A 19014-nucleotide genomic window follows, 5' to 3' on the forward strand; every position below is an offset into this window, starting at 1 on the left:
GAGTAATACACACGTGCAGTTGAGTGTTATAGATGCTGAGGTAGGTTATTACGGAAAGACTGTAGTAACTGTAAATTCGCTGAAATTGAACGAGAACGAAGTCGTCGCGTTAGTAGGCCCGAACGGTGCCGGCAAGACTACGCTTTTGAGGAGCTTAGCCGGGGTTTTAAAACCGATTAGGGGAAAAGTTGAGGTAGACGGGATAGATCTTTACTCTAAAGAAGGGGAGAAAATAAGGGAATTTATAGGCTATATGCCGGCTGAATATTCTCCACCTACTACCCTAACAGTAGGGGAATTTATCGAGTTCTGGTCTGAAATTTACGGTTCTCAGCCTATTGATATTCCTCTCCCGGCCCAAAAGAAGATTGAAGAGCTGAGTAGCGGTCAGAAGAAGCTCCTAAGCCTTTATAGGGTGTTCCTCCAAAACCCAAAAATCCTAATATTAGACGAACCTACGGCTAATTTAGACGTAAACTTCAGGCTAATGCTGTACGACAAGATAAATTTGATTAAAGAAGGGAGGATAATAATATATTCCACGCACGACATATCCGATTTGCCCATCTTCGCTACGAGGATAATTTTCATAAAAAACGGGAGGATAATAATGGACGGCGACCTGGAAGGACTGAGGAAGAACTTAGTGTATATTAGGGGTAAAATAAGGGGTTTCCCTCAAGGGGTGAAAATTATTAAAGAGTACGGCGATGGCAAGTTTTTGATCAAGTATGACGGGAAAATCAGTGAGTTAGTGAAGGAAACGGTGGGGCTGGGTAGTGAAATAGAAGAAGTCAGCGAGATAGACATGTATGAGTTATATAGACTGGTAATGGGAGATAAGGTCTAATCAGCTGTTTGAGGCGACAGGGGTCATAATGTGTAATTTTTCTATAAAGTTGAGCCGAGGGGAGTAGTAGACGCTGGTCAGCGTACAACGAAGAGAGTGTTACAGACTCTAATCCGAAAGAGTGAGCACTAACTTCGTTCGGCTGGTCGAAAAGGAGGTTCAATGCTTCTTCAAAAACCGGTCTGTCACTTGAGGTGGTTCTTTACTTCGCCCTTGCAGTCCACATAACTTACGTAAGTCTTCCCGTCCTTTCCTAACAGATAAGTGACGTTTTTCTCAAAACCCCCGTGTGCGAACAAGTTCCTCTCATCCGCACTACACTTTTTCCTAGGCTTCTCCCCATCTAAGACCTCTGCCAAAAGCTGTGGGCTTTCTCCTACCTTTACGCTTTTCAGCTTGTCGACCTCGTTACGCACTACTGCGGATATGGTTTCTGATGAAGAGAACTTCTTTGCGAGGCTCTCGATATCCTCTAAGCTCACCCACTCGCTTCCTCCATAGTTTATAGTGTTTATCCCCCTTACAATACCGTTTATTGCTGTGAGTAGTGAGTGTACGTAACTTATTTCTATAGGTAGTACTGTCTTGTATGTTAACACGTCGTTATCTAACTGGATTTTGACTATAAAGTCCTTGTGGTCCAGTACTTTTATCTCCCCCTCAATGCCGTCTAAGCACTTTTTCACCTCATCCCTCGACAGTACTATGTAGGGGAATATGCCAGAGAACAAAGCGTTAGCTAAGGAATAGATCAAGTCCGTGTCGCAGGTTTTCCCCACCGCCTTCTTCACGTTGCTTTTGTTTTCTGAAGATAGGAAAGGCGTTACGATGAAGAGTACTGCTTGCCTCATATACACCTTTCCTTCAAACACCTTGTCTATGTTGTAAGGCCCCGGGTTACCCCTGATTACAGGCTCTGAGTCGAATATCGTTAACCTCAACTTGTCTTCCCCCTTCTCAACTACGTAAGTATACGTCGCTAACTTTATTGCATCGGTAGCTAGGAGTGGCATGTAGTTTATCCCGTGGGTTATGTCTATGTACACCTCGTCCGGTTTCTCCTCTTCTAGTATTTTCAACGTGTTGTAATAGATGAAGTTGTAGTATAGCGTGTTCTTCCTGTCGGCTTGAATAAACTTACTGCCGAAAATGTTAGGGGCTACTATTACCTTCTCTTTGTCTAGGTTTAACTTCTGTTTTACATCGGTCGAAATGTTTTCAAAGCAAGTGTTGTAGTCCTTTGGTGGCTTGCATAAGCTTAGCCCGGCATATACTATCACGTCGTCTACGTCGAGTGCTTGTTCTATTGCCTTGAAGCTCGCGTTAGTTTGTAACGTTTTTGAATCTATTATGTAGTTTACTTGCTCGTAATTTTTGGGGTCACCTATTGGTGCGAAAAGGACTTTCATAAGAGAAAGATGGACGAGAAAAGTAAAAAAGTTGTGAGTTGGGTTAGCTACGTCAAGGGCAGTCTGAACAAAGACCGGAAAACCGTTCGGTTTGCCCTAGTCTCTAAAGGCGAGTGGTTTTTCCCCACACCTTACAAAAGGGGGATTTGGTCAAAGACCGGTGCTACGAGGAGTTAGTATTACGTTGGTTGAAAACTCCTTTCTTCTAGGCAGAGATCGCCAGCATTGCACACTTTTCTAACATCTTTTTCATCTCATTCCCCATAACACCTTCATAAGTTACCACTACCCTATCTCTCATGTACTCTATCTTACCTTTCCCGTAAGGTTCGCGGAACTCGATTTCTACAGTGTTTAAAACACCTATTAGGATTTTCGCTTTGCCCACATGCATTGTTCTGTTCAATACAGTGGACTCTACCTCGTTCCCCTTTATCTCGTATCTTATTACCTTCCCGAGGCAGGATATTAGAGTTATTAGATCGACTGTAATTGTATCGTTACCTCTTCTTTACATTCTATCTTATTAGTTATACAAGGCCTTGGTTTTTTCAGTTATTCTAGTGCAATGCATTCTAAGTACTTGACGTTTTCATCATTCTTGAGTTTACTTGTCTGGTCATAGAAGTCGAACTGTCTAGCTTGTAGAGGGGGTTTAAACTTAGCTAGTTCTTGCCTCCACGGGGTGACGTATAAGACCCTATCGATAGTCCTCAATACTACGATCACGTCTTTCCAGCACACGTAGGGGAATTTTAGTTCCTTCATCTTATGCCATTGGATTTCAGCATATATGATCATTCTGCCAACCTCTTTTCCAGCTTTTTAAGCGTATAAACACTGTAAAATGCTCTTATACTCAACACTATTACTAATAGGGAGACTACATCTACGAACGGTTTAATTGTAAGGGCGTAAGGTGAACTACTAGCTCTGAGGTCATTTAGTATCATGTATAATACTGCAGAAATTATCGTAAGTACCAGCACTACTAAGGAGAAATTAAAGAGTCTAGTTATCATGATCTCCGTTGAGATTATCATTACAACGTAGAACATAGCTCCAAATACTAAGAAGGAAGCTGCAATAAAGTTTAGACCACTATAAGGGATTACAATGGTGGTGTAATTGGGATTAGGACTCGGATAACGTAAAGGAAATCCCACTGAATATAAGGATAGATAGAAATATAATGAAGAAAGCGTCTAGAGCGTAGAAGATTAGAGAAACGTTTCTCATCATGGCAATTTAAGGTTCGATTCCGCTCTCGCCCATACGAGATCCCAAAGATTTATTTTCTATTTAAACTCTTTTAATCTAGACTCTAGAAATAGTAAGATAAGAATATATATTAGAAGCACTTGTGTAGGGTAGTTGTTGCAAGAACAAATATACGAAAATAAATTTAGGGTAGTGAAGCCAATATTTACATAATTTAAATATAGACAAGTGTTACTATGGACACTTACGTTGGGTGTAAGCTTAATTTGATTAGCTCTTGTCTTGAACTTTTTATACAGTTTCACCAAATTATTAATTATGAGTGAGAAGATAATTGAGGAGATACTTAATAACCCGCAGTTACTCTCGGCGTTGGCTGAGAAAGTTTATGAGAGGCTTAAGGACGAGATGGTGATAAAGAAGCTCGATGAGTACGGGGCTAGTATAAGGACGTTGCAGGAAGAGGTGAAAAAGCTTACTGAAGCAGTAGTGACACTACAAGAAGAGGTGAAAAGGCAAGGAGAGGCAATAAAGTCTTTACAGCAAGCTGTGGAGAAACAAGGAGAGGCAATAGTATCACTTCAGAAGACCGTGGATAAGCATACTGAGGCAATAACGTCACTCCAAGAAGAAGGGAAGAAGCTTACTGAAGCAGTATTGTCTTTGCAGAAGACTGTAGAGAAACAAGGAGAGGCAATAATGTCTTTACAAGGAGAAGTGAAGAAGCTTACAGAGACTGTGGATAAGCACGGAGAGGCAATAGCATCTCTACAGCAGGAGGTCAAGAAGTTATCGACTGAGATAGGCGGTTTTACTATGAGGGCAGGGAAGGGGATAGAGAGGACGATACTCGAGGTATATAAAGAGGCACTAAAGCTTCACGGAATAGACCCCAGTAAAGTAGTCCACGGGGTTATTGTAGACGATTTAGGCATTGTATCTAAAGGTAGAGCATATGAGGTCGACTTTTACGAGACTGATGATTACGTTTACGTGTTTGAGGTAAAGAACTTCGCTGATGAGGACACCTTAGACCAGATAGATATTAGGAGGAAACTGTTCTCTGCTAAATACCCTGATAAGAGGGTAAAGGTGTTCTTAGTAGCGAACTTCATATTGAAGAGAGTAAAGGAGGAGTTGGAGAAGGAGGGAGTGGAGGTAATCTACTCTCACATTATAAGCGATTATTGAGTCTCGAGAAATTCAATGTGTATATTTCTTGAAAAAGAGACAGAAATTTACTAATCAGTCAGAAAAAACCTCCAAAGGCGTATTATTCTAAATTCTCTTACCCTCAAAACCCACCTCGTCTTCCAAGTCCCAACTTACAAGGAGGTCTTTAAACCCTACTATCTCACTCCCCTTTACTAATGACCTCAATTCACTCTTGTTTAACTCGTCTAATGAAGAGAAATAAGAGACTTGAATTAACCTATTCCCCTTTTCGTCCACAAAGTCCACTTCGAAGTCTTCTCCCCTCAAATAGCTCACCCCCCTCTAGCTGGTCCTTCCTTAACAAGTGTATTACAACTACGTTTTCCATGAGACCACCGTAAGAGAAAGGTGCGACATAGTTCACTATCCCCGGGTCTACTACATAGACTTTTCTCTGGTTATTGAACTGTTTAGGGCTCCTGCTATATCTTTTTATGAAGAAAAGGAGGTAGGACTCTTGGATTGCGTTAATCCATTCCTCAACAGTAGTAGTGCTTAGCTTCGTTAAGTTTGCCAATTTCCTTACTGAGACTTCGGTAGAGTAGTATTTTTGTGATGGAAACGGCAAATTGTTTGAACTAGTCACCTCCCTAATTTCATACCTCCCTATCACGCCCTTAGTTATGATGTCGTTATAAATTGAAGGGATAATCCTCTTACCTAGGGTAAGGGCTTCCGGGAAACCCCCTTCCCTCAAATAGTCCTCCAACTCCCTCTCTATGTTAGAGGTCGACTTAGTAGAGTAGAGATTTATCTCGACCCCTTTAGACCTCAAATGAAAATGGAAAGAGGGTCAAGTCCACGTGTCTCCCGGTCAACGCAGTAGATAGTTCACCGGAAAGTAGACTTGAACTACTCCAGGTGACTATTACGCTCCTTAACCTGTTTACAAATAACCCCCAGCCCTTAACGTACTGGGGCTCATCTATAACGACGTATTCGAAATCACCGTAAAGTTTATAAAAAGCCCTTGTTAACGAGTCGAAGTCGTTAAACCCTGCTAGCCTATCGTCGCTGAAGTCTACGTACGCGAAGTTCTTCCCCTTAACCAGTAAGTAGGCTAGTGTCGATTTGCCAGAACGCCTAAGATTGCAAGGACATTAGGTCTAGAAAGGTAAGGCTTCACGTCGAAAGGCAAGTCTCTGTCAATAACCCTTTATTTTTCTAAAGTGTCTAAGTACTCTCTCTGATCTCTTAACACCCTCTTTAACTCTTCAGCCACAGTAATTAAGAAGAAGTGTCGGATAAAATGTTTTACTATACTAAAACAGTCGTAACTTCGTTTCAGTTGTGAGCCACCTACGATTGTAAGAGGTAAACCCAGAGGTGTAAAGAAGGCGTGAAGTCGTGAATATAAACTACTTTAGCAGTTCAAGTACCTCCTTTACTACCTCGTCACCCTTTTTAGTTATGAATACTTTCAACCTCTTACCTTCTACTGTAGGGATGTACTTCATCTCTATATACCCGCTCTTACTCAGTACCTTAAGGTGCTGATAGAGTTCAGCCTTGTTTAACCTCGTTGCCTCCAACAATTCCTTAAACCAGGCAGACCTCGTATAGTATAAGCCTAAAAGGATCCCCAGCCTGACCCCGACGTTTAACTCCTTATTGTCCTTCAATAGTTTTATTAACCTCTCTATCTCCACTTTTCAGCACCTCTCATCAGCCTATATAGGAAAGCCATCGTAGGCGGGGTTAAGAGGAGCAGGGGTTTAAACGGAGAAAGTATAACCGCTATCCCGGAAATTACGTATGCCACGACCAGCAAGTACTCTACGCGGTTGGTCTTAAGGAACTTAACGATCTCGATCAGCTGAAAAGCGTTGAAGGACAAGTATACACCTACCAAGATTGCTGGTAAGATCGATAAGGAGTGGTAAAAGAAGGAGAGAAGGAAGATCGTGTAGAGTGTTAAGAGTGATAAAACACTGCTTAACTTAACGAGTAAGGGATACTTTCTCGATATTATAGAGTTCTCGTTGATCGCTTGCACTAGGGGGACTATCTGCCTGGTTACCTTCAAAGAGACGATCACGTAAATCGTGGAGAAGGCTAGTATACCCACGTTCAAGGTAAAGGGGGTTTGGACTAGGTTAACTAATAGAAAAGTGATGAGGCTACTCAAACCTACAAAGTCTAATATAACTTTAGAAGAGTTAAGTATTACAGTATAGTATACTCTGAGGCTTATTTCCCTGGACTGCTTTATGATCTCTTCCTTACTTATAGCCTCCACCACTTATATATTCACTTTAGTAGTTTTAAAAGCAAATTACGGTTAAGACTTTTTAACTTCCCTCGATGTCCAACAGCTGAACCAACAACCTACCCAACAGGCTATATATACCTCTCCTCCCCTAGCCTTCCTATTGCATTTTATCACCTTCAACTAACTCACCATTAACTATAGTGTAAACCCTCGCCTCCTTAAACGCCTTTACCAACTCCCTCTGGTGGGTTACGATTATTCCCTCCTTAACCCTCTCCCTCAATAGTGACACCACCTTATCCCTCCTATTAACGTCCACGTTTTCTATCGGCTCGTCGACAGTGACTACTTGGGGGTTCGTAAATAGTGCAAGTGCTAAGGAGACTAAAGCCTTCTGCCCCGTAGACATCTTGTAAACGGGCTTGCGGAGCACCTTTCTGTCCAAGTTAAAGTAGTCTATTATACTGAGGAACTCCTTCAAGTCCCCACCCTTAATTTCAGTAATTATCTTTGCAGTGTCCCACGCGGAGTTACCTATAGTGTAGACCTCCTGCAAGTTCGTGGAGTACTCTAAGACCCCCTTTGCACTCCTGACCTCCTTACCGTTTATCTTTATTGAACCCTTGTAAGGCACTATGCCGGAGACGGCCCTCAGTAGAGTAGTCTTGCCAGAGCCGTTAGGGCCTAGGACTACACAGACTTCCTTGTCCAGTTTCAGGTTGACGTTTCTTAAAACAGTAAAGTCTTCAAAGGAGACGGATAAGTCCTTGACCTCTAACATCACCACACCACCTCCTCAAGCCTCAAAGCCTTAATCCTCTTCAGTATTACGGACCCTACGGCCAATAGTAGTAAGGCGAGGAGTAGTACTTCCACACAGTAAACGCTTAAGCTGTCATGTATTAAGGAGTATGAAATCACGTTCGCTGCCTCATAAAACGGGTTGAACTCTGATGAGGCTGAAGGCGAGAGGTCTGAGAGGGCCAAGAAAGCAAAAAAGATGTAGTAAGCGTAGTTTGAGGCCTTCGCCCCTAACTTTACTAGCAGTGAGGAAATAATTGTGAACGTTAAGGAGAGTATGAAGAGGCTTGAAATGGCTGTAGATACTATGAAGGGGATGACGTTACTTAGTGAGAGGATTTCATAGAGTTTGCCCAGTGTCACCTTCGTTATTAACGGTGTGACTAAGCCCGTGAAGGCCACGGAATATAAGATTGTTGAGACCAGGGAGCCGGTGAACACGCTCAAGATGTAGTTAGCCATTCTGAGTTTGCTAAACCTCACGTAATATGCCAGTGCAGAGGAGTGGTAGACTAGTGTTATGCTGAAACCTGTCGCAAGGCTAGCCACTAAAAGTAGTATTGCGACACTGTACCATATTATCCCGGCGTCTATGTTTTTAACACCGTTGAGGGCGAAGTAGAGCCCAATTGAGTCTAACAGCATCATGCCTAGCATATAAGACATTGAGGTCGGGGAGAAGGAGAACCTCTTTATCATAGATTTTTCTAATTCCATGAAATAAGTTTCATGTAAAGTAATAAAAATGATGGACTAAGTTAAAACTCTTTAACTAAACTAGCCAAGATTAGTGTAATAATAGTTGTCGTTACTAAGAAAAATAGACCTTTTTATTAAAACTATTAACAAATATATGAAAATGACTGATAATACTAGAAGAATAGCCGTATTAAGTAAATGTTTTCCACTCGCCACCCCAAATGCCCAAAGAGGATTTATTTCGCTCTCAAAAAAAGAGAATATAAATGTCGGTACGACTATCATGGGGTAGATCGCTATAATTATATAGCAATCTAACCTTCCGCCAGTAATTATAAGTGACAAAAGCGTGGAAAGGGATACTAAAAATAGGAAGACTGAGAGGGCTGTAACGAGAAAGTATGGGATAAAAGTTAGAAGACTAATACTAGAAAGGAAGCTGTACACTATAACAAGTAGTAACGTGTAAAACAGTGTTGCTATTTCTCCAGAAAGGTAAAGTAATGCTAAGTAAACTTCTAACCTTAATTTTCCGAACTTAATAAGGAAGGGAAGGGAAGAAGTATTATAAAGCAAGACAAAACTCACTCCGACTGCTAGTATGCTAAGTATCAAGTTTTCAGAGACATTTAAACTAACATCGAACTTTATTAATCTCGAAATGATCAAGGCTATAATAAAGCCTAACAGAATATTATAAATTGCGGGCTCGCTAAATGTTAATTGTTTAATAAAGTAAATGAAAAGATTCCTCATGATCTCCAGTTAAGAAAGGGGAAAAATTAAGGATAAATGTGGTTAAAAAGTTTTAACTACGTCTGTGTTAAAGTAAAAATAGTATGTATACGAAGATTATTATAAATAAAAATAAGTAAAGACAATAGAGTGATTTCTAGTTAGGCTGAATGTTAATTAAAATAAGGAGTGATACAGTATTCGACATGTCCTAAAGATATCGTCAAATGTACTTTGATATCTGGAAGCTTAAAAGAATAATAATGCTATTAATACTCAGAGAGATTAAAAAGAAAAATCAGAAATGACTTTTTATTTAAAATGACGTCCCAAGACGTCAAAGCGTTATTTTTCTGACGTTATTACTTCAGTCCTTAGGAATAATGAAATCGCTGAGGCTATAAAAGCTAGGGCTGCGGAGACATAGAATGTAACCCTAAGTGCGTGCATAAACGCTGGTGCAATAGCCTCCGGGAACCACTGCCTACTAGTTATCGTGTCAATCACGGCCTTGCCCAATGACGACACTACTTGAGGGGGTAGTGTATACAATAAAGCCTTAACTGGATCGTAACCTAGGAACGCCGAGAACAGTGCAGCAGTAACGGGTATTTTGGAAGCTATAGGTGCTAATTGAGGTGCCCCGGCTCCCGTAAACGCGTTAGAGAGTGCGGTAGGTAAGGTTAAGGCTAGCACGTCTATTATTATAGTGAAGAATATGGCAAAACTTGCAGTTTGAGCACTAGACCATAAAGTGTTCCTCATCCCTGCTGCAGCCCCTCTGTTCTTCGCTGGGATACCGCTCATAATAGCTGAAGTGGTGGGGGCTATTAACATCCCCATCCCCATACCCATTATGAAGGTTATCACTAAGAATTCCCATAAGCTGAAGTCGTAAGGTAACGTACTCAGTGCTAAGAAACCTATGCCTACTATTGCTAGGCCTAAGCTGGCAAAGACCCTAGGCCCGTACTTGTCTGACAAAAACCCGGCTATTGGGCCCATTATAGGAGCTCCTAAGCTCATGGGTATTAGGTAAATCCCAGCCCAGAAGGGGGTTTGTGAATACGGGACACCGTGTAGCGGTAGCCATATACCTTGAAGGAGTATTATAAGGACTATAGTTAGACCTCCGAAGGCGAATGAGAAGAGTAACTGTGCTAAGTTTCCAAGGAGAAACGACTTTATCTTAAACAGAGATAAGTTAAACATCGGGAACTTTACCCTCCTTTCTATGAACGGGAAAGAGGATAGGAGCACGGCCCCAGCAATTAACGAAGCTATTACGTATGGGTTACCCCAGCCTGTCTGCGAGGTACCGTAAGGCATTAAGCCGTACGTTACACCCAGAAGTATTAGTATTAGACCTCCGGCAAATACTATGTTTCCTACCCAGTCTATTTTCTCCCCCTTGGCTAAGGATCCTTTTTCCTTTAACGTGCGGTAACTCCATACAGTGCCGAAAATCCCTATTGGGACGCTTACAAAGAACACTAACCTCCAGTCTATAGGGGCTAAAATACCTCCCAAGACTAAACCGAGTATTGTACCGACTATTGTAGACATCTGATTCATACCCATTGCTTTTCCCCTCTCATTTGGTGGGAAGGCGTCTGTCAATAACGCTGTAGTGTTTGCGAAAAGGAAGGTAGCTCCTACGGCTTCTACGGCTCTAAAGAGGACAAGTTCAAGTGCGCCGAGAGTCCCGGTGTTAGGGGTTAAAGTAAGTAAGATCGCACCTATTGTAAATATTACAAATCCTAAATTGTAGAGCCTAACTCTCCCGTAAATGTCAGAGAGCCTACCGAAATTTACTAGGAATGACGCACCTATAATCCCGTACCCCATTAAAAACCACAGAAGGTATTGGAATGTTGTAGGTTCGATCGGATTTACTTGGATCCCTCTGAAAATTGCTGGTAAGGAGATAAGGACTATTGTGCCGTCTACTGATGCGATAAATATGGCTAGTGTAGTATTTAGGAGGACATTCCACTTGTACTCCATTTCTTTTCCACTGTTATCTTGTAAAACGTTTTTAAAAAAGACTGGATTTAGTTAAAAGTTTTTAACAATATTTATCCTTATTTTTTAGTTAGTTAAAAACTTTTAACTACAGTGTATATTTTTAAATTTTTTAGAGTAAAGACACCCGTATGCAGATCGAACAAACCTACAATAAGGCGATAGAAATACACAGTGATAGTGAAGTAGTTTTTAGTTGGGTTGGGTGTTGGATAGGCTGTTGGTTCGCAGGAAGTAGGTGAAGTATTATGAAACGAGCCCTAAAGATATCACCTTTTTTCTCCGTCTTTAAGAATGGTAATAAATACTTTGCGTATTCAGAGGCTTCGGGATTAGTAGAATTATGTGAAGATGAATTCGACAACTTAACGCCAGTAGAGGAGTTAAAAGAAATTAGAATGCTAATCCCAGAAGAGGAGGAAAAGATAAATGTAGTGGTTAATAAAGTAAGTCTTTCTTACCATAACTTAATTAACGTCTTTAATTCTATTGAAGAAGTACCAGAGGGTGAAAAGATACTAGTAATCTCTAGTAGTATCCACTTCCTCGTTAACTTACCTATATCAAGGTTTAAAAAGGTCCTTATAGCATATATAATGGACCCCTTTAGGTTTTTCATATATTCTATTAAAAATAACAGCCCTTGTATGTACGAGATATATCTATGGTTAAAGAACTCCAGACTAATCCTAGATGTAAAAATTGATGGCGTCGTCATAAGTGAAGCAAACCCTACCCTAAATAGCTTCGCGGAACTACTATTGTTAGGATTTTCTAAATTACTCTTAAACAGTGACAAATTCGACGGGAAGTTAGTATACATAGACGTATTGGAAGGGGACTTAATAATAAATACACCATTAAAGATTCCCGGGTGTCCTAAATGCGGGATTTGATCAATGAATTTTTAGGGCCAGTTTTCGGTTATACCACAGAAAAATATGACAATGTCGTAATTACTAAACTACTAAATTATGTAAATTACAACGTACTAGAAGCTGAGATAGCGACGCATTATATTAAGGTTAGGTATACTGACTTTCCAGCAGAATTCATACCACTTTTAAGATACTTAAAGGATGTCGTGCCAGCAGGGGGTAAAGGAGAGAGTGAAGAGGAAAGCCTTGTGGGTGCTATAGGAGAGTTCTTGGAAAGGTTTTACGGTTCATTGACATTTCTTGCCGACAATACAGCGATTTTCGGAAAGGTGGGTGAGTTAAAGGGGGAATACAACGTTTTACCTACGACTTACAAGTTCTTTTCGAAAGAACAGCTCAAGAAGTTCTTCTTTTTCAAAGACTATTCTGATGAGGCAAAAGTGGCGTTTACTAAAGCAGTATCGTACAAAGACAACGAGACGGTTTACATACCCTCACAAGTCGTATACTTAACGGATTTAATAAGGCCCGGTGAAGACCTAATAGCTTACTCTACTACAGGAGGGCTTTCATACCACGAGGGCTTTGAAAAGGCCTTTATTCACGGCCTATTAGAGTATTTAGAAAGGGACGCAGTAAACATCTCCTGGATCTCAAGGATAAGCCCCTTAAGGATAAGGGTACCGGAGAGGCTTAAGAGAAAATACAGCGTGCTGAAAGACGTCGCCTGTATGAGGCTTATTAACGAGTTCAAGGGCCTCTTTGTCATAGGCTGTATAGGCTTTGTTAACGGCTTTTACGTTGGGGGTGCAGCTGCAGATATAACTGTGGAAGACGCATTAAGGAGGGCTGTTTACGAAGTTTACCAATCCATCTCCTCCTTCAATAAGGTAAGTGATGAAGATGTTAAGCTCGCAAAGAAGCTAACTCCAGACCTTTTAGTCGACTTCGGGTTAGTCCCACTTTACTATACTTATGTTAAAAAGGACTTTCTGATAAACTACTTGAGTAACTTAAACACAGTTAATTATGAGGAACTGGAAAGGGAGGAGTCGTTAAGTTATAGGGACCTCGCGGAAGGGGTACTCAACCAAGGTTATAAGATAATCTATAAGGACTTTAACGTGGAGAAGTACATAGGCAGGGGAAAGCTGGTTAAGGTAATAGTCCCTGACTTAACCCCGGCCCATACCCCGGATATACCTTTCTTAGGCCATCACAGATATTATACTGTTAGGAAGAAATTGGGGCTTAGTGAGACTGAACTATTTACTGAAGAACCAGTACCGTTCCCTTAGGTGGCTGTAATGGACGTATTTGAGGACTTCTACTTAAAGACGCAGAATTTCACTTTTACGCTAATTCCAGATAATCATCCTAAAGTCTACGAAGGGGCCGAGGTTATCCCCCTTCCTAAACCTAGAGAGATTAAGGAGGAATTTCAGAAAGTAATTACTTCCAGGTCTTCAACTAGGAGGTTTAAGGAGGAGAAAGTAGATGTTTATACCATTTCCGACTTACTTTACTACTCTGTAGGCGTTAGGAAGAGGGAGGGTGAGATAATATATAGGATGTTCCCTTCAGCGGGAGGATTAGCTGAAACTGAAGTGTATATTATTCCCTTCATTTCGGACTTACAAGTAGGCATTTATCATTATAACCCATTGTGTCACTACCTAGAGAAGCTTAACGGCGAGTTTAGGACCCTCAAGACGAACGTAATAAACTCCATTCCGGATATTAACGTAGTCCCTTTACTCATCGTGTTAACAACGAAGTATTGGAAGGTCTTAGCAAAGTACGGTAATAGGGGTGCGAGGTTTGTACTAATAGACGCCGGGATAGTTATGGAGAACTTGTATTTAGTTGCCACTGCATTGGGACTGGGCATATGTGCAGTTGGTGGTCATAATGACTATATTTTTAATAGAGCACTTGACTTAAGGGAGGGTGAGGTAGTAATAGGAGTATTAGTGGCTGGAAAGAAGACGGAGTGAAGGAGAGTTTATAGCCTAATTTCGACCCTCTCTGATAGCTTGATTTTATGAGATTAACAACCACAAAACCCCCTTGCGTCTATAACTTTATCTAGTATTTAGGCTCCCACTCCAAATAGTCCACTATAAGTAACAATAATAGTTTTAATTGTATTCAGGAAACGAACACCTATGGAGAAGGACCTTTATAAGGTTGGGGGAGAGTACGTTGAGGCTAGGGCCATTGAGCGTTTGTCTGATCTTATCCTCTCGTTGACCTTGTGGAAAGAGGGAGACACATTAGGAATTCTGCAGGAAGAGCATTTAGCGCTGTAAAAGCACTTACAAGTGCATTAGCCGTCGTTAATGGGGACGAACTAATTATACACGGTCAGTTAATAAAGGGCAACAGTGCCGTTAGTGTAAAGGTAAAAATTTGCTAAGCAAGGGAAATCGACGTTTCCCTTTAGTTCCTAACAAAGTATAATCCCGTTTTCACGTATTCAGATAGGATGTAAATAAGGCGTCATAAACGGTTATTTTATATTTGATAGTGATTTTAAATGCTGTAACTAAGTATCCCCCATGGTTTACCGTAACTATTGCTTCCCTTTCCAAGTAGAATTCCCGTTGTCATACCTTGACCAATTTCTTCCCTTATTCTTCCGTAAAGCACCAGGGACTCCTTTAATTACCAAATCCTGCGTTTACTAGCATTCAGAAATTATTTCAGCGACTTTTCCCGCACTTTCTCCTTGGAGAAAAACTTAAACTAACGTTGACGGATCAACTACTTCCACGGCCTCCCCTCAACGACCCCTCAGAGGGCCCTTCCCCACCGGGTCTTAGGTCTTTAAGCTGCTCAATTCACGAGTTAACGTACTCCTTAGCCTTAACTTTTAAGCATAATCCCTTCGCTCTAAGAGTCCGTTGACCTCTCGGTCAAATCGACCCCGTGCTTTTCTAACCCCTCTTTTATTTCCTTTCCAGTTCTTACACTAATGACCGTGACACGACCGTTTATCATACGTAGGCAATAATTAAGTTTTCCCTTGTGGGCAAAAGGGAGGGCCGCTCACGCCTCCATCGCGAATTGAGATACCCTCTATCGAATTAGCACGGTTTTACGCAGAAATAGTATGGAGGATGTTTGAATTGTAAAGTGTAAACCAGTAACTTGCTAGCACCTCCAGGAGGATTATAGAAAAATATAAGTGTAGTATAGTGAACTTCACTTTCATACCCCTTTTCCCTATGAATATGAACACTGAAGATAAAATGACCATCACAAACAAGACGAAAGTCGGAGTCCCAGGAATTACATACGGAAGTAATAATAACGCAATTAAGGACACGATATAGGACTCTAGGAGCATCAGAGTAGGTAGCTGGTCGTTAGCGAATATGACTACAAAAACCGGGATTTCAAACAAGAGCATTAATAACGGGTAGGACAAAACAAACGGGGTATATACCCTCTCCTCTACCAATAGGTATATCGCGAGGAAGGACAGGGAGGAAAAGAGGAGCCCCCTATAATTTTTCCTAAATACCTCCTCCTTAAATAACCTCAAGATTATTAGGGATGCTGGGTACATGCACATTATTATAGAGATAAACAAGAAGTTGTAAGGTACAGTAAGTAAATAAGTGGGGTAAGACAACAGGAGGAGTAACAAGACAGACACGATAAGTTGAACCCTCTTACTAAAAGCCATGACGAGAAAAGGTTCTATGAAAATAATATAGTAAAAAATACCTAATGCCAACAAAAGCGTGTTCATTGTCTCACCATACTATGAATTATGAAAACGTCTTTAATAAACTACCTGACTTTTTTCTTATTATATACTATAATTAACGCGAACATTATAACGACTACCAAGAAGAACAAATTATACGTCGATAAGAACAAGGACCCTCCAGAATTCCCGTTATAACTTATAGCCCTTACACCTCCAGAATTCCCGTTATAACCTGGGACCCCGATCCCTTGGTTAGCTCCTCCCGTTACCTTTTCATTGATCAGGCTAACGTTATAGGGGTAGAAATAGGCTGTCAAATATAAGGACGAGCCCCCGCCCTGCTGGTAGCAAGCCTCAACTTGAAGTACATAGACCAAGGAGTCGCCCCTAGTCATTAACACCGGTCTTATATGTACGTCCTGCCACTGGACCCCATTATCGATTTTCTCTTCTATTAACTTTGTTAGGTTTGCGGTTATATTGACCGGGGTGAACGGGACTACATGGAGTAGGCTCAACCCATCAATTACCCTCATGTCCACTACCGAACTGTTTATCACTAGGACTACCTTGATAGTAGACAGCGATTTTACTCCCTTATACACTAAATTAAAATAGGACACCAGCTTGTACCCGTTACCGCCTACCGGGTGGATGGAACACTCACTCATTGATAACGAGTAAGAGGAATTAACCGAGTGCTCATAATCGTTGGCTACAGCACTGAGGTACTCCCCAACTTTATTCGTACTAGAGGAATTATAATACTCGAGCCATAGGGTAGAGTTATGCGAAGTATACGCCGCTTCCGCCAGGCTCTCTTTATCGTTGATAGAATTATAAAGCTTGTATAGGGGTGAAGAATTATAATAAGAAGAATTATAATATGCTAACTCACTAAAATGTATGACATCACCCTGAACTGCAAAATTATAGTTTATCGGGTTAAGCCCCAGCTCGCTGTCGAGGCGTGATAAAAAAGCCCCCGAAGAGGTCGCAGCATACCCAGTCGTCGGCAAAAAGAGGACTGCACTCAACATGAGTAGTATGTATAATGACTGTAGAACCACCGTCTTTTTCTCCACAATTCCACCTAAATATTTATGTGAATTATCTATTTATAATTTTTATTTATGAGGTGATGGTGAATATATTCTATTCCATACAAGGGTAAAATATAGTAAAATTTCCGATAATGTTTGTCGGAGGACCGTGACGGGCAAGCTAACAAGCGATCCGTCTTTATTTCGCAATACTTTTCTGTCTAGGCAGAGCTAGGTTGTAACTAACAAATTTACATTACGTGATAATATTAATACGTGATACCGTGTAACAGTGTAAGACTACGGGTTAATAACTTCTCAATTTACCCGGAACGACCTTAAGTGTACTGTATTATTTGTACTGAATTGTACTAATTCAACAGGGAATATTACGATCCGCAAAGGGCGTGTGATAGACCAGCGCCTTAGCGACCCGAGAATAAACTTAGCCACTTTTTCTATTTTAGTATTCTGCTAATTTTTGTGTATCTTATTCAGAGGTAATTGATGACTGTTGTGGAAAACTTTTATTATTAGTTCTTCTCATTATTTTATGCAATGAAAAGGCATTTAATATTAGTCTTAACGTTCGTCTTCTTGATCTCCCTAACTACTATCGCGTCTGTACAAATAGGGCTGAAACAAGTCGGCACCGAGTCGGTTAACAGCAAGTCGGTCACGATATACGATGTGACTCCGTATAACGGCGGTGTTGTCATAACTCTGGGCTACACGAACTTTACACCGTCCGGTACGGCACATATTTCGTCCGTACTGTACGTGTACTTCTTAAACAGCACTACCAAACGGTTACTATATGAGGTCACAGTGCCGAGTATATCCTATGTATACACCTATGTCGGGGGCGGGAAGCTTTACGTCGTAGTAGACATGGAGGCCCCACCGGGTTCGAGGCTACCCTATGAAGCGGACGTATACGTATTTCAGGGGCTAACCCTTGTTAATACTTATACGGTAGAAGGCATCTTGTCGTATGGGGGGAGTATCGATGAGCCTGTCTTCAACTTGTCCGCACCGTTGCTCAATAAGTTTTTCAACGTGACGGTAATGTTAAACTCTTCTAACATTACACTGCCACGCGAACTCTACCCCGTAATTGCGCTACAGTTACCTAAAGGGGTCTTAATAGCCTCATATAACATGTCGTACCTCGGCCAATTCGGTGGGGTCGCCTACGCTATACCGTTCAACTTCACCATGTACAGTTATGACGGTAAAACGTTGTGGAGTGGTGTTTACGAGATTATCCCTCCCGAACCACTGTACTTACTCTCACTTAGCCCGGGAGATATACGTACGATGCCCACTGAGTACTTATTGGTAGCTGAGGGCTTTGCTACGGTAGTAGGTGACCAGCTGTTCGTGATAAACGCTACCTCGTCGTCCCAGCTCAACGTAAACGGGCAAACGGTCAACTATACTCTGGTAGGCATAAACTTATCTAACGGTGAAGTCACGACGAGGGTAGGGATGAGGAGCCTCTCGTCCGGGACAGCACTCCTAAATATAGGGGGTGAGTTATACGCTGTCACCTTAGGGCACCATGAGGTAGCTGTGCAAAAATATAACGGCACGGGGTTTTCTACGGTGTATAGCAGTGCCCTGACACCTCAGACGGGTTTCTTCTATTACCCCGGGAAATACTTAATTATCGTCACCCCCGCGCCTAACGGCTCAGACGTTACGGACATCTATTCGGGAGGGACAGTACACTACACGTTAAGCGGTAAAGTACCGGACTACTTTATCGCTTACGGTGTGGTATTACTGAACGACAGCGGTAATTTCTCGTTAGCGTTCTTAAACAGTAACGGTATAGTGAGGGGGGAAGTGGGCATAGGTAATATTACTCCCGCTGTGTTCACCTTAATAAAGTACCCCAGCGTTTACGTCGCTCAATTCAACCCCTTAGAGTATTATGTAGTCAAGTCCTACCTCAACACGTCGTCTTCGCGTCTTGAGACTGTTCTGGTAGTGTATAAGGCTATGTTGCAGAATAGTACGGCCACGACAACCGTACCCTATACGACAACGTCACCCGCTACCACGACTACGGCACCCCACCCGTCTACTCCTTCAAGTATACCTATAGATCTAGCGATAGCGGTCATAATCGTAGTGGTCGCCATAGCTGCTGTAGTGCTGGTACTGAAGAAGAAATAGGTCATTAAACGAGGGGGAGAG

The 19014-nt window shown here is 41.6% G+C and carries 21 protein-coding genes and 1 pseudogene; 7 read left to right on the forward strand and 15 right to left on the reverse strand.

Features of this window, described 5'->3' with window-relative positions; all coding sequences use genetic code 11:
- The first annotated feature begins 13 nt into the window (after nucleotides 1–13).
- Nucleotides 14–850, forward strand: a complete 837-nt coding sequence (locus tag KN1_RS00720) for an ABC transporter ATP-binding protein (protein ID WP_221288775.1) — start codon at nucleotides 14–16, stop codon at nucleotides 848–850.
- Nucleotides 851–1035: 185 nt separating this feature from the next.
- On the opposite strand, the gene csx1 is transcribed toward KN1_RS00720, so the two are convergent.
- From csx1 to KN1_RS00740, 4 genes are all read right to left on the reverse strand, one after another.
- Complete coding sequence (gene csx1 / locus KN1_RS00725) at nucleotides 1036–2259, reverse strand: CRISPR-associated CARF protein Csx1 (protein ID WP_221288784.1); 1224 nt, start codon at nucleotides 2257–2259, stop codon at nucleotides 1036–1038.
- Nucleotides 2260–2464: 205 nt separating this feature from the next.
- A complete protein-coding gene (locus KN1_RS00730; protein WP_221288788.1) occupies nucleotides 2465–2665 on the reverse strand; it encodes a hypothetical protein in 201 nt (66 codons plus the stop codon).
- A 149-nt stretch (nucleotides 2666–2814) separates the two neighbouring features.
- Nucleotides 2815–3060: a hypothetical protein gene (locus KN1_RS00735; protein WP_221288790.1), complete on the reverse strand. Its 246-nt coding sequence runs from the start codon at nucleotides 3058–3060 to the stop codon at nucleotides 2815–2817.
- Nucleotides 3057–3317, reverse strand: coding sequence for a hypothetical protein (locus tag KN1_RS00740; RefSeq protein ID WP_221288792.1), 261 nt, complete (start codon nucleotides 3315–3317; stop codon nucleotides 3057–3059). The genes KN1_RS00735 and KN1_RS00740 overlap by 4 nt, the downstream gene beginning before the upstream one ends.
- A gap of 481 nt (nucleotides 3318–3798) precedes the next feature.
- On the opposite strand from KN1_RS00740, the gene KN1_RS00745 reads away from it, so the two are divergent.
- Complete coding sequence (locus KN1_RS00745; protein ID WP_221288794.1) at nucleotides 3799–4671, forward strand: DUF3782 domain-containing protein; 873 nt, start codon at nucleotides 3799–3801, stop codon at nucleotides 4669–4671.
- Between the two features lie 87 nt (nucleotides 4672–4758).
- Here KN1_RS00745 and KN1_RS00750 read toward each other — a convergent pair whose 3' ends face one another.
- The 9 genes from KN1_RS00750 to KN1_RS00790 all read right to left on the reverse strand — a co-directional run bounded on the left by KN1_RS00750 (nucleotide 4759) and on the right by KN1_RS00790 (nucleotide 11149).
- Nucleotides 4759–4962 (reverse strand): ATP-binding protein, encoded by a 204-nt coding sequence (locus tag KN1_RS00750; protein WP_221288796.1) that lies wholly within the window; start codon nucleotides 4960–4962, stop codon nucleotides 4759–4761.
- Complete coding sequence (locus KN1_RS00755; RefSeq protein ID WP_221288798.1) at nucleotides 4913–5470, reverse strand: DUF4143 domain-containing protein; 558 nt, start codon at nucleotides 5468–5470, stop codon at nucleotides 4913–4915. Before KN1_RS00755 ends, KN1_RS00750 begins: the two co-directional genes overlap by 50 nt.
- Complete coding sequence (locus KN1_RS15070; RefSeq protein WP_221290413.1) at nucleotides 5460–5747, reverse strand: AAA family ATPase; 288 nt, start codon at nucleotides 5745–5747, stop codon at nucleotides 5460–5462. The genes KN1_RS00755 and KN1_RS15070 overlap by 11 nt, the downstream gene beginning before the upstream one ends.
- Nucleotides 5748–6053: 306 nt before the next feature.
- Nucleotides 6054–6344 (reverse strand): transcriptional regulator, encoded by a 291-nt coding sequence (locus KN1_RS00765; protein ID WP_221288800.1) that lies wholly within the window; start codon nucleotides 6342–6344, stop codon nucleotides 6054–6056.
- Nucleotides 6335–6934 carry a hypothetical protein gene (locus KN1_RS00770; RefSeq protein ID WP_221288802.1) on the reverse strand — a complete coding sequence of 200 codons (600 nt, stop codon included), beginning with the start codon at nucleotides 6932–6934 and terminating at the stop codon, nucleotides 6335–6337. Before KN1_RS00770 ends, KN1_RS00765 begins: the two co-directional genes overlap by 10 nt.
- Nucleotides 6935–7064: 130 nt before the next feature.
- Entirely contained in the window at nucleotides 7065–7688 is a 624-nt protein-coding gene (locus tag KN1_RS00775; RefSeq protein WP_221288803.1) for an ATP-binding cassette domain-containing protein, read from the reverse strand.
- Complete coding sequence (locus KN1_RS00780; RefSeq protein WP_221288804.1) at nucleotides 7688–8425, reverse strand: hypothetical protein; 738 nt, start codon at nucleotides 8423–8425, stop codon at nucleotides 7688–7690. Before KN1_RS00780 ends, KN1_RS00775 begins: the two co-directional genes overlap by 1 nt.
- Nucleotides 8426–8485: 60 nt before the next feature.
- Entirely contained in the window at nucleotides 8486–9163 is a 678-nt protein-coding gene (locus tag KN1_RS00785) for a hypothetical protein (RefSeq protein WP_221288805.1), read from the reverse strand.
- Nucleotides 9164–9487: 324 nt separating this feature from the next.
- The gene (locus KN1_RS00790; RefSeq protein WP_221288806.1) at nucleotides 9488–11149 is read right to left on the reverse strand and encodes an MFS transporter; all 1662 of its coding nucleotides are present in this window, start codon (nucleotides 11147–11149) and stop codon (nucleotides 9488–9490) included.
- A gap of 266 nt (nucleotides 11150–11415) precedes the next feature.
- Between KN1_RS00790 and KN1_RS00795 the strand changes: the two genes are divergently transcribed.
- From KN1_RS00795 to KN1_RS00810, 4 genes and pseudogenes are all read left to right on the forward strand, one after another.
- A complete protein-coding gene (locus KN1_RS00795) occupies nucleotides 11416–12063 on the forward strand; it encodes a hypothetical protein (RefSeq protein WP_221288807.1) in 648 nt (215 codons plus the stop codon).
- On the forward strand, nucleotides 12051–13343 hold the full coding sequence (locus KN1_RS00800; protein WP_221288809.1) for a YcaO-like family protein: 1293 nt from the start codon (nucleotides 12051–12053) through the stop codon (nucleotides 13341–13343). Before KN1_RS00795 ends, KN1_RS00800 begins: the two co-directional genes overlap by 13 nt.
- A 9-nt stretch (nucleotides 13344–13352) precedes the next feature.
- A complete protein-coding gene (locus KN1_RS00805) occupies nucleotides 13353–14042 on the forward strand; it encodes a SagB family peptide dehydrogenase (protein WP_221288820.1) in 690 nt (229 codons plus the stop codon).
- A gap of 171 nt (nucleotides 14043–14213) precedes the next feature.
- Nucleotides 14214–14404, forward strand: a pseudogene (locus KN1_RS00810) (PaREP1 family protein); the annotation flags it as partial.
- Nucleotides 14405–15145: 741 nt separating this feature from the next.
- Here KN1_RS00810 and KN1_RS00820 read toward each other — a convergent pair.
- Entirely contained in the window at nucleotides 15146–15805 is a 660-nt protein-coding gene (locus KN1_RS00820; protein WP_221288822.1) for a hypothetical protein, read from the reverse strand.
- A 41-nt stretch (nucleotides 15806–15846) separates the two neighbouring features.
- Complete coding sequence (locus KN1_RS00825; protein ID WP_221288824.1) at nucleotides 15847–16851, reverse strand: hypothetical protein; 1005 nt, start codon at nucleotides 16849–16851, stop codon at nucleotides 15847–15849.
- Nucleotides 16852–17367: 516 nt separating this feature from the next.
- Between KN1_RS00825 and KN1_RS00830 the strand changes: the two genes are divergently transcribed.
- Nucleotides 17368–18993: a hypothetical protein gene (locus KN1_RS00830; protein ID WP_221288826.1), complete on the forward strand. Its 1626-nt coding sequence runs from the start codon at nucleotides 17368–17370 to the stop codon at nucleotides 18991–18993.
- The last annotated feature ends 21 nt before the right edge of the window (nucleotides 18994–19014 follow it).

The organism is Stygiolobus caldivivus (genome assembly GCF_019704315.1).
GTDB lineage: Archaea > Thermoproteota > Thermoprotei_A > Sulfolobales > Sulfolobaceae > Stygiolobus > Stygiolobus caldivivus.

Bases quoted from the DNA above. Each gene is read 5' to 3' on its own strand.
- csx1 (WP_221288784.1), bottom strand. From the start codon at position 2,259: ATGAAAGTCCTTTTCGCACCAATAGGTGACCCCAAAAATTACGAGCAA.
- KN1_RS00735 (WP_221288790.1), bottom strand. From the start codon at position 3,060: ATGATCATATATGCTGAAATCCAATGGCATAAGATGAAGGAACTAAAA.
- KN1_RS00740 (WP_221288792.1), bottom strand. From the start codon at position 3,317: ATGTTCTACGTTGTAATGATAATCTCAACGGAGATCATGATAACTAGA.
- KN1_RS00745 (WP_221288794.1), top strand. From the start codon at position 3,799: ATGAGTGAGAAGATAATTGAGGAGATACTTAATAACCCGCAGTTACTC.
- KN1_RS00775 (WP_221288803.1), bottom strand. From the start codon at position 7,688: ATGTTAGAGGTCAAGGACTTATCCGTCTCCTTTGAAGACTTTACTGTT.
- KN1_RS00780 (WP_221288804.1), bottom strand. From the start codon at position 8,425: ATGGAATTAGAAAAATCTATGATAAAGAGGTTCTCCTTCTCCCCGACC.
- KN1_RS00785 (WP_221288805.1), bottom strand. From the start codon at position 9,163: ATGAGGAATCTTTTCATTTACTTTATTAAACAATTAACATTTAGCGAG.
- KN1_RS00790 (WP_221288806.1), bottom strand. From the start codon at position 11,149: ATGGAGTACAAGTGGAATGTCCTCCTAAATACTACACTAGCCATATTT.
- KN1_RS00795 (WP_221288807.1), top strand. From the start codon at position 11,416: ATGAAACGAGCCCTAAAGATATCACCTTTTTTCTCCGTCTTTAAGAAT.
- KN1_RS00800 (WP_221288809.1), top strand. From the start codon at position 12,051: ATGCGGGATTTGATCAATGAATTTTTAGGGCCAGTTTTCGGTTATACC.
- KN1_RS00805 (WP_221288820.1), top strand. From the start codon at position 13,353: ATGGACGTATTTGAGGACTTCTACTTAAAGACGCAGAATTTCACTTTT.
- KN1_RS00820 (WP_221288822.1), bottom strand. From the start codon at position 15,805: ATGAACACGCTTTTGTTGGCATTAGGTATTTTTTACTATATTATTTTC.
- KN1_RS00830 (WP_221288826.1), top strand. From the start codon at position 17,368: ATGAAAAGGCATTTAATATTAGTCTTAACGTTCGTCTTCTTGATCTCC.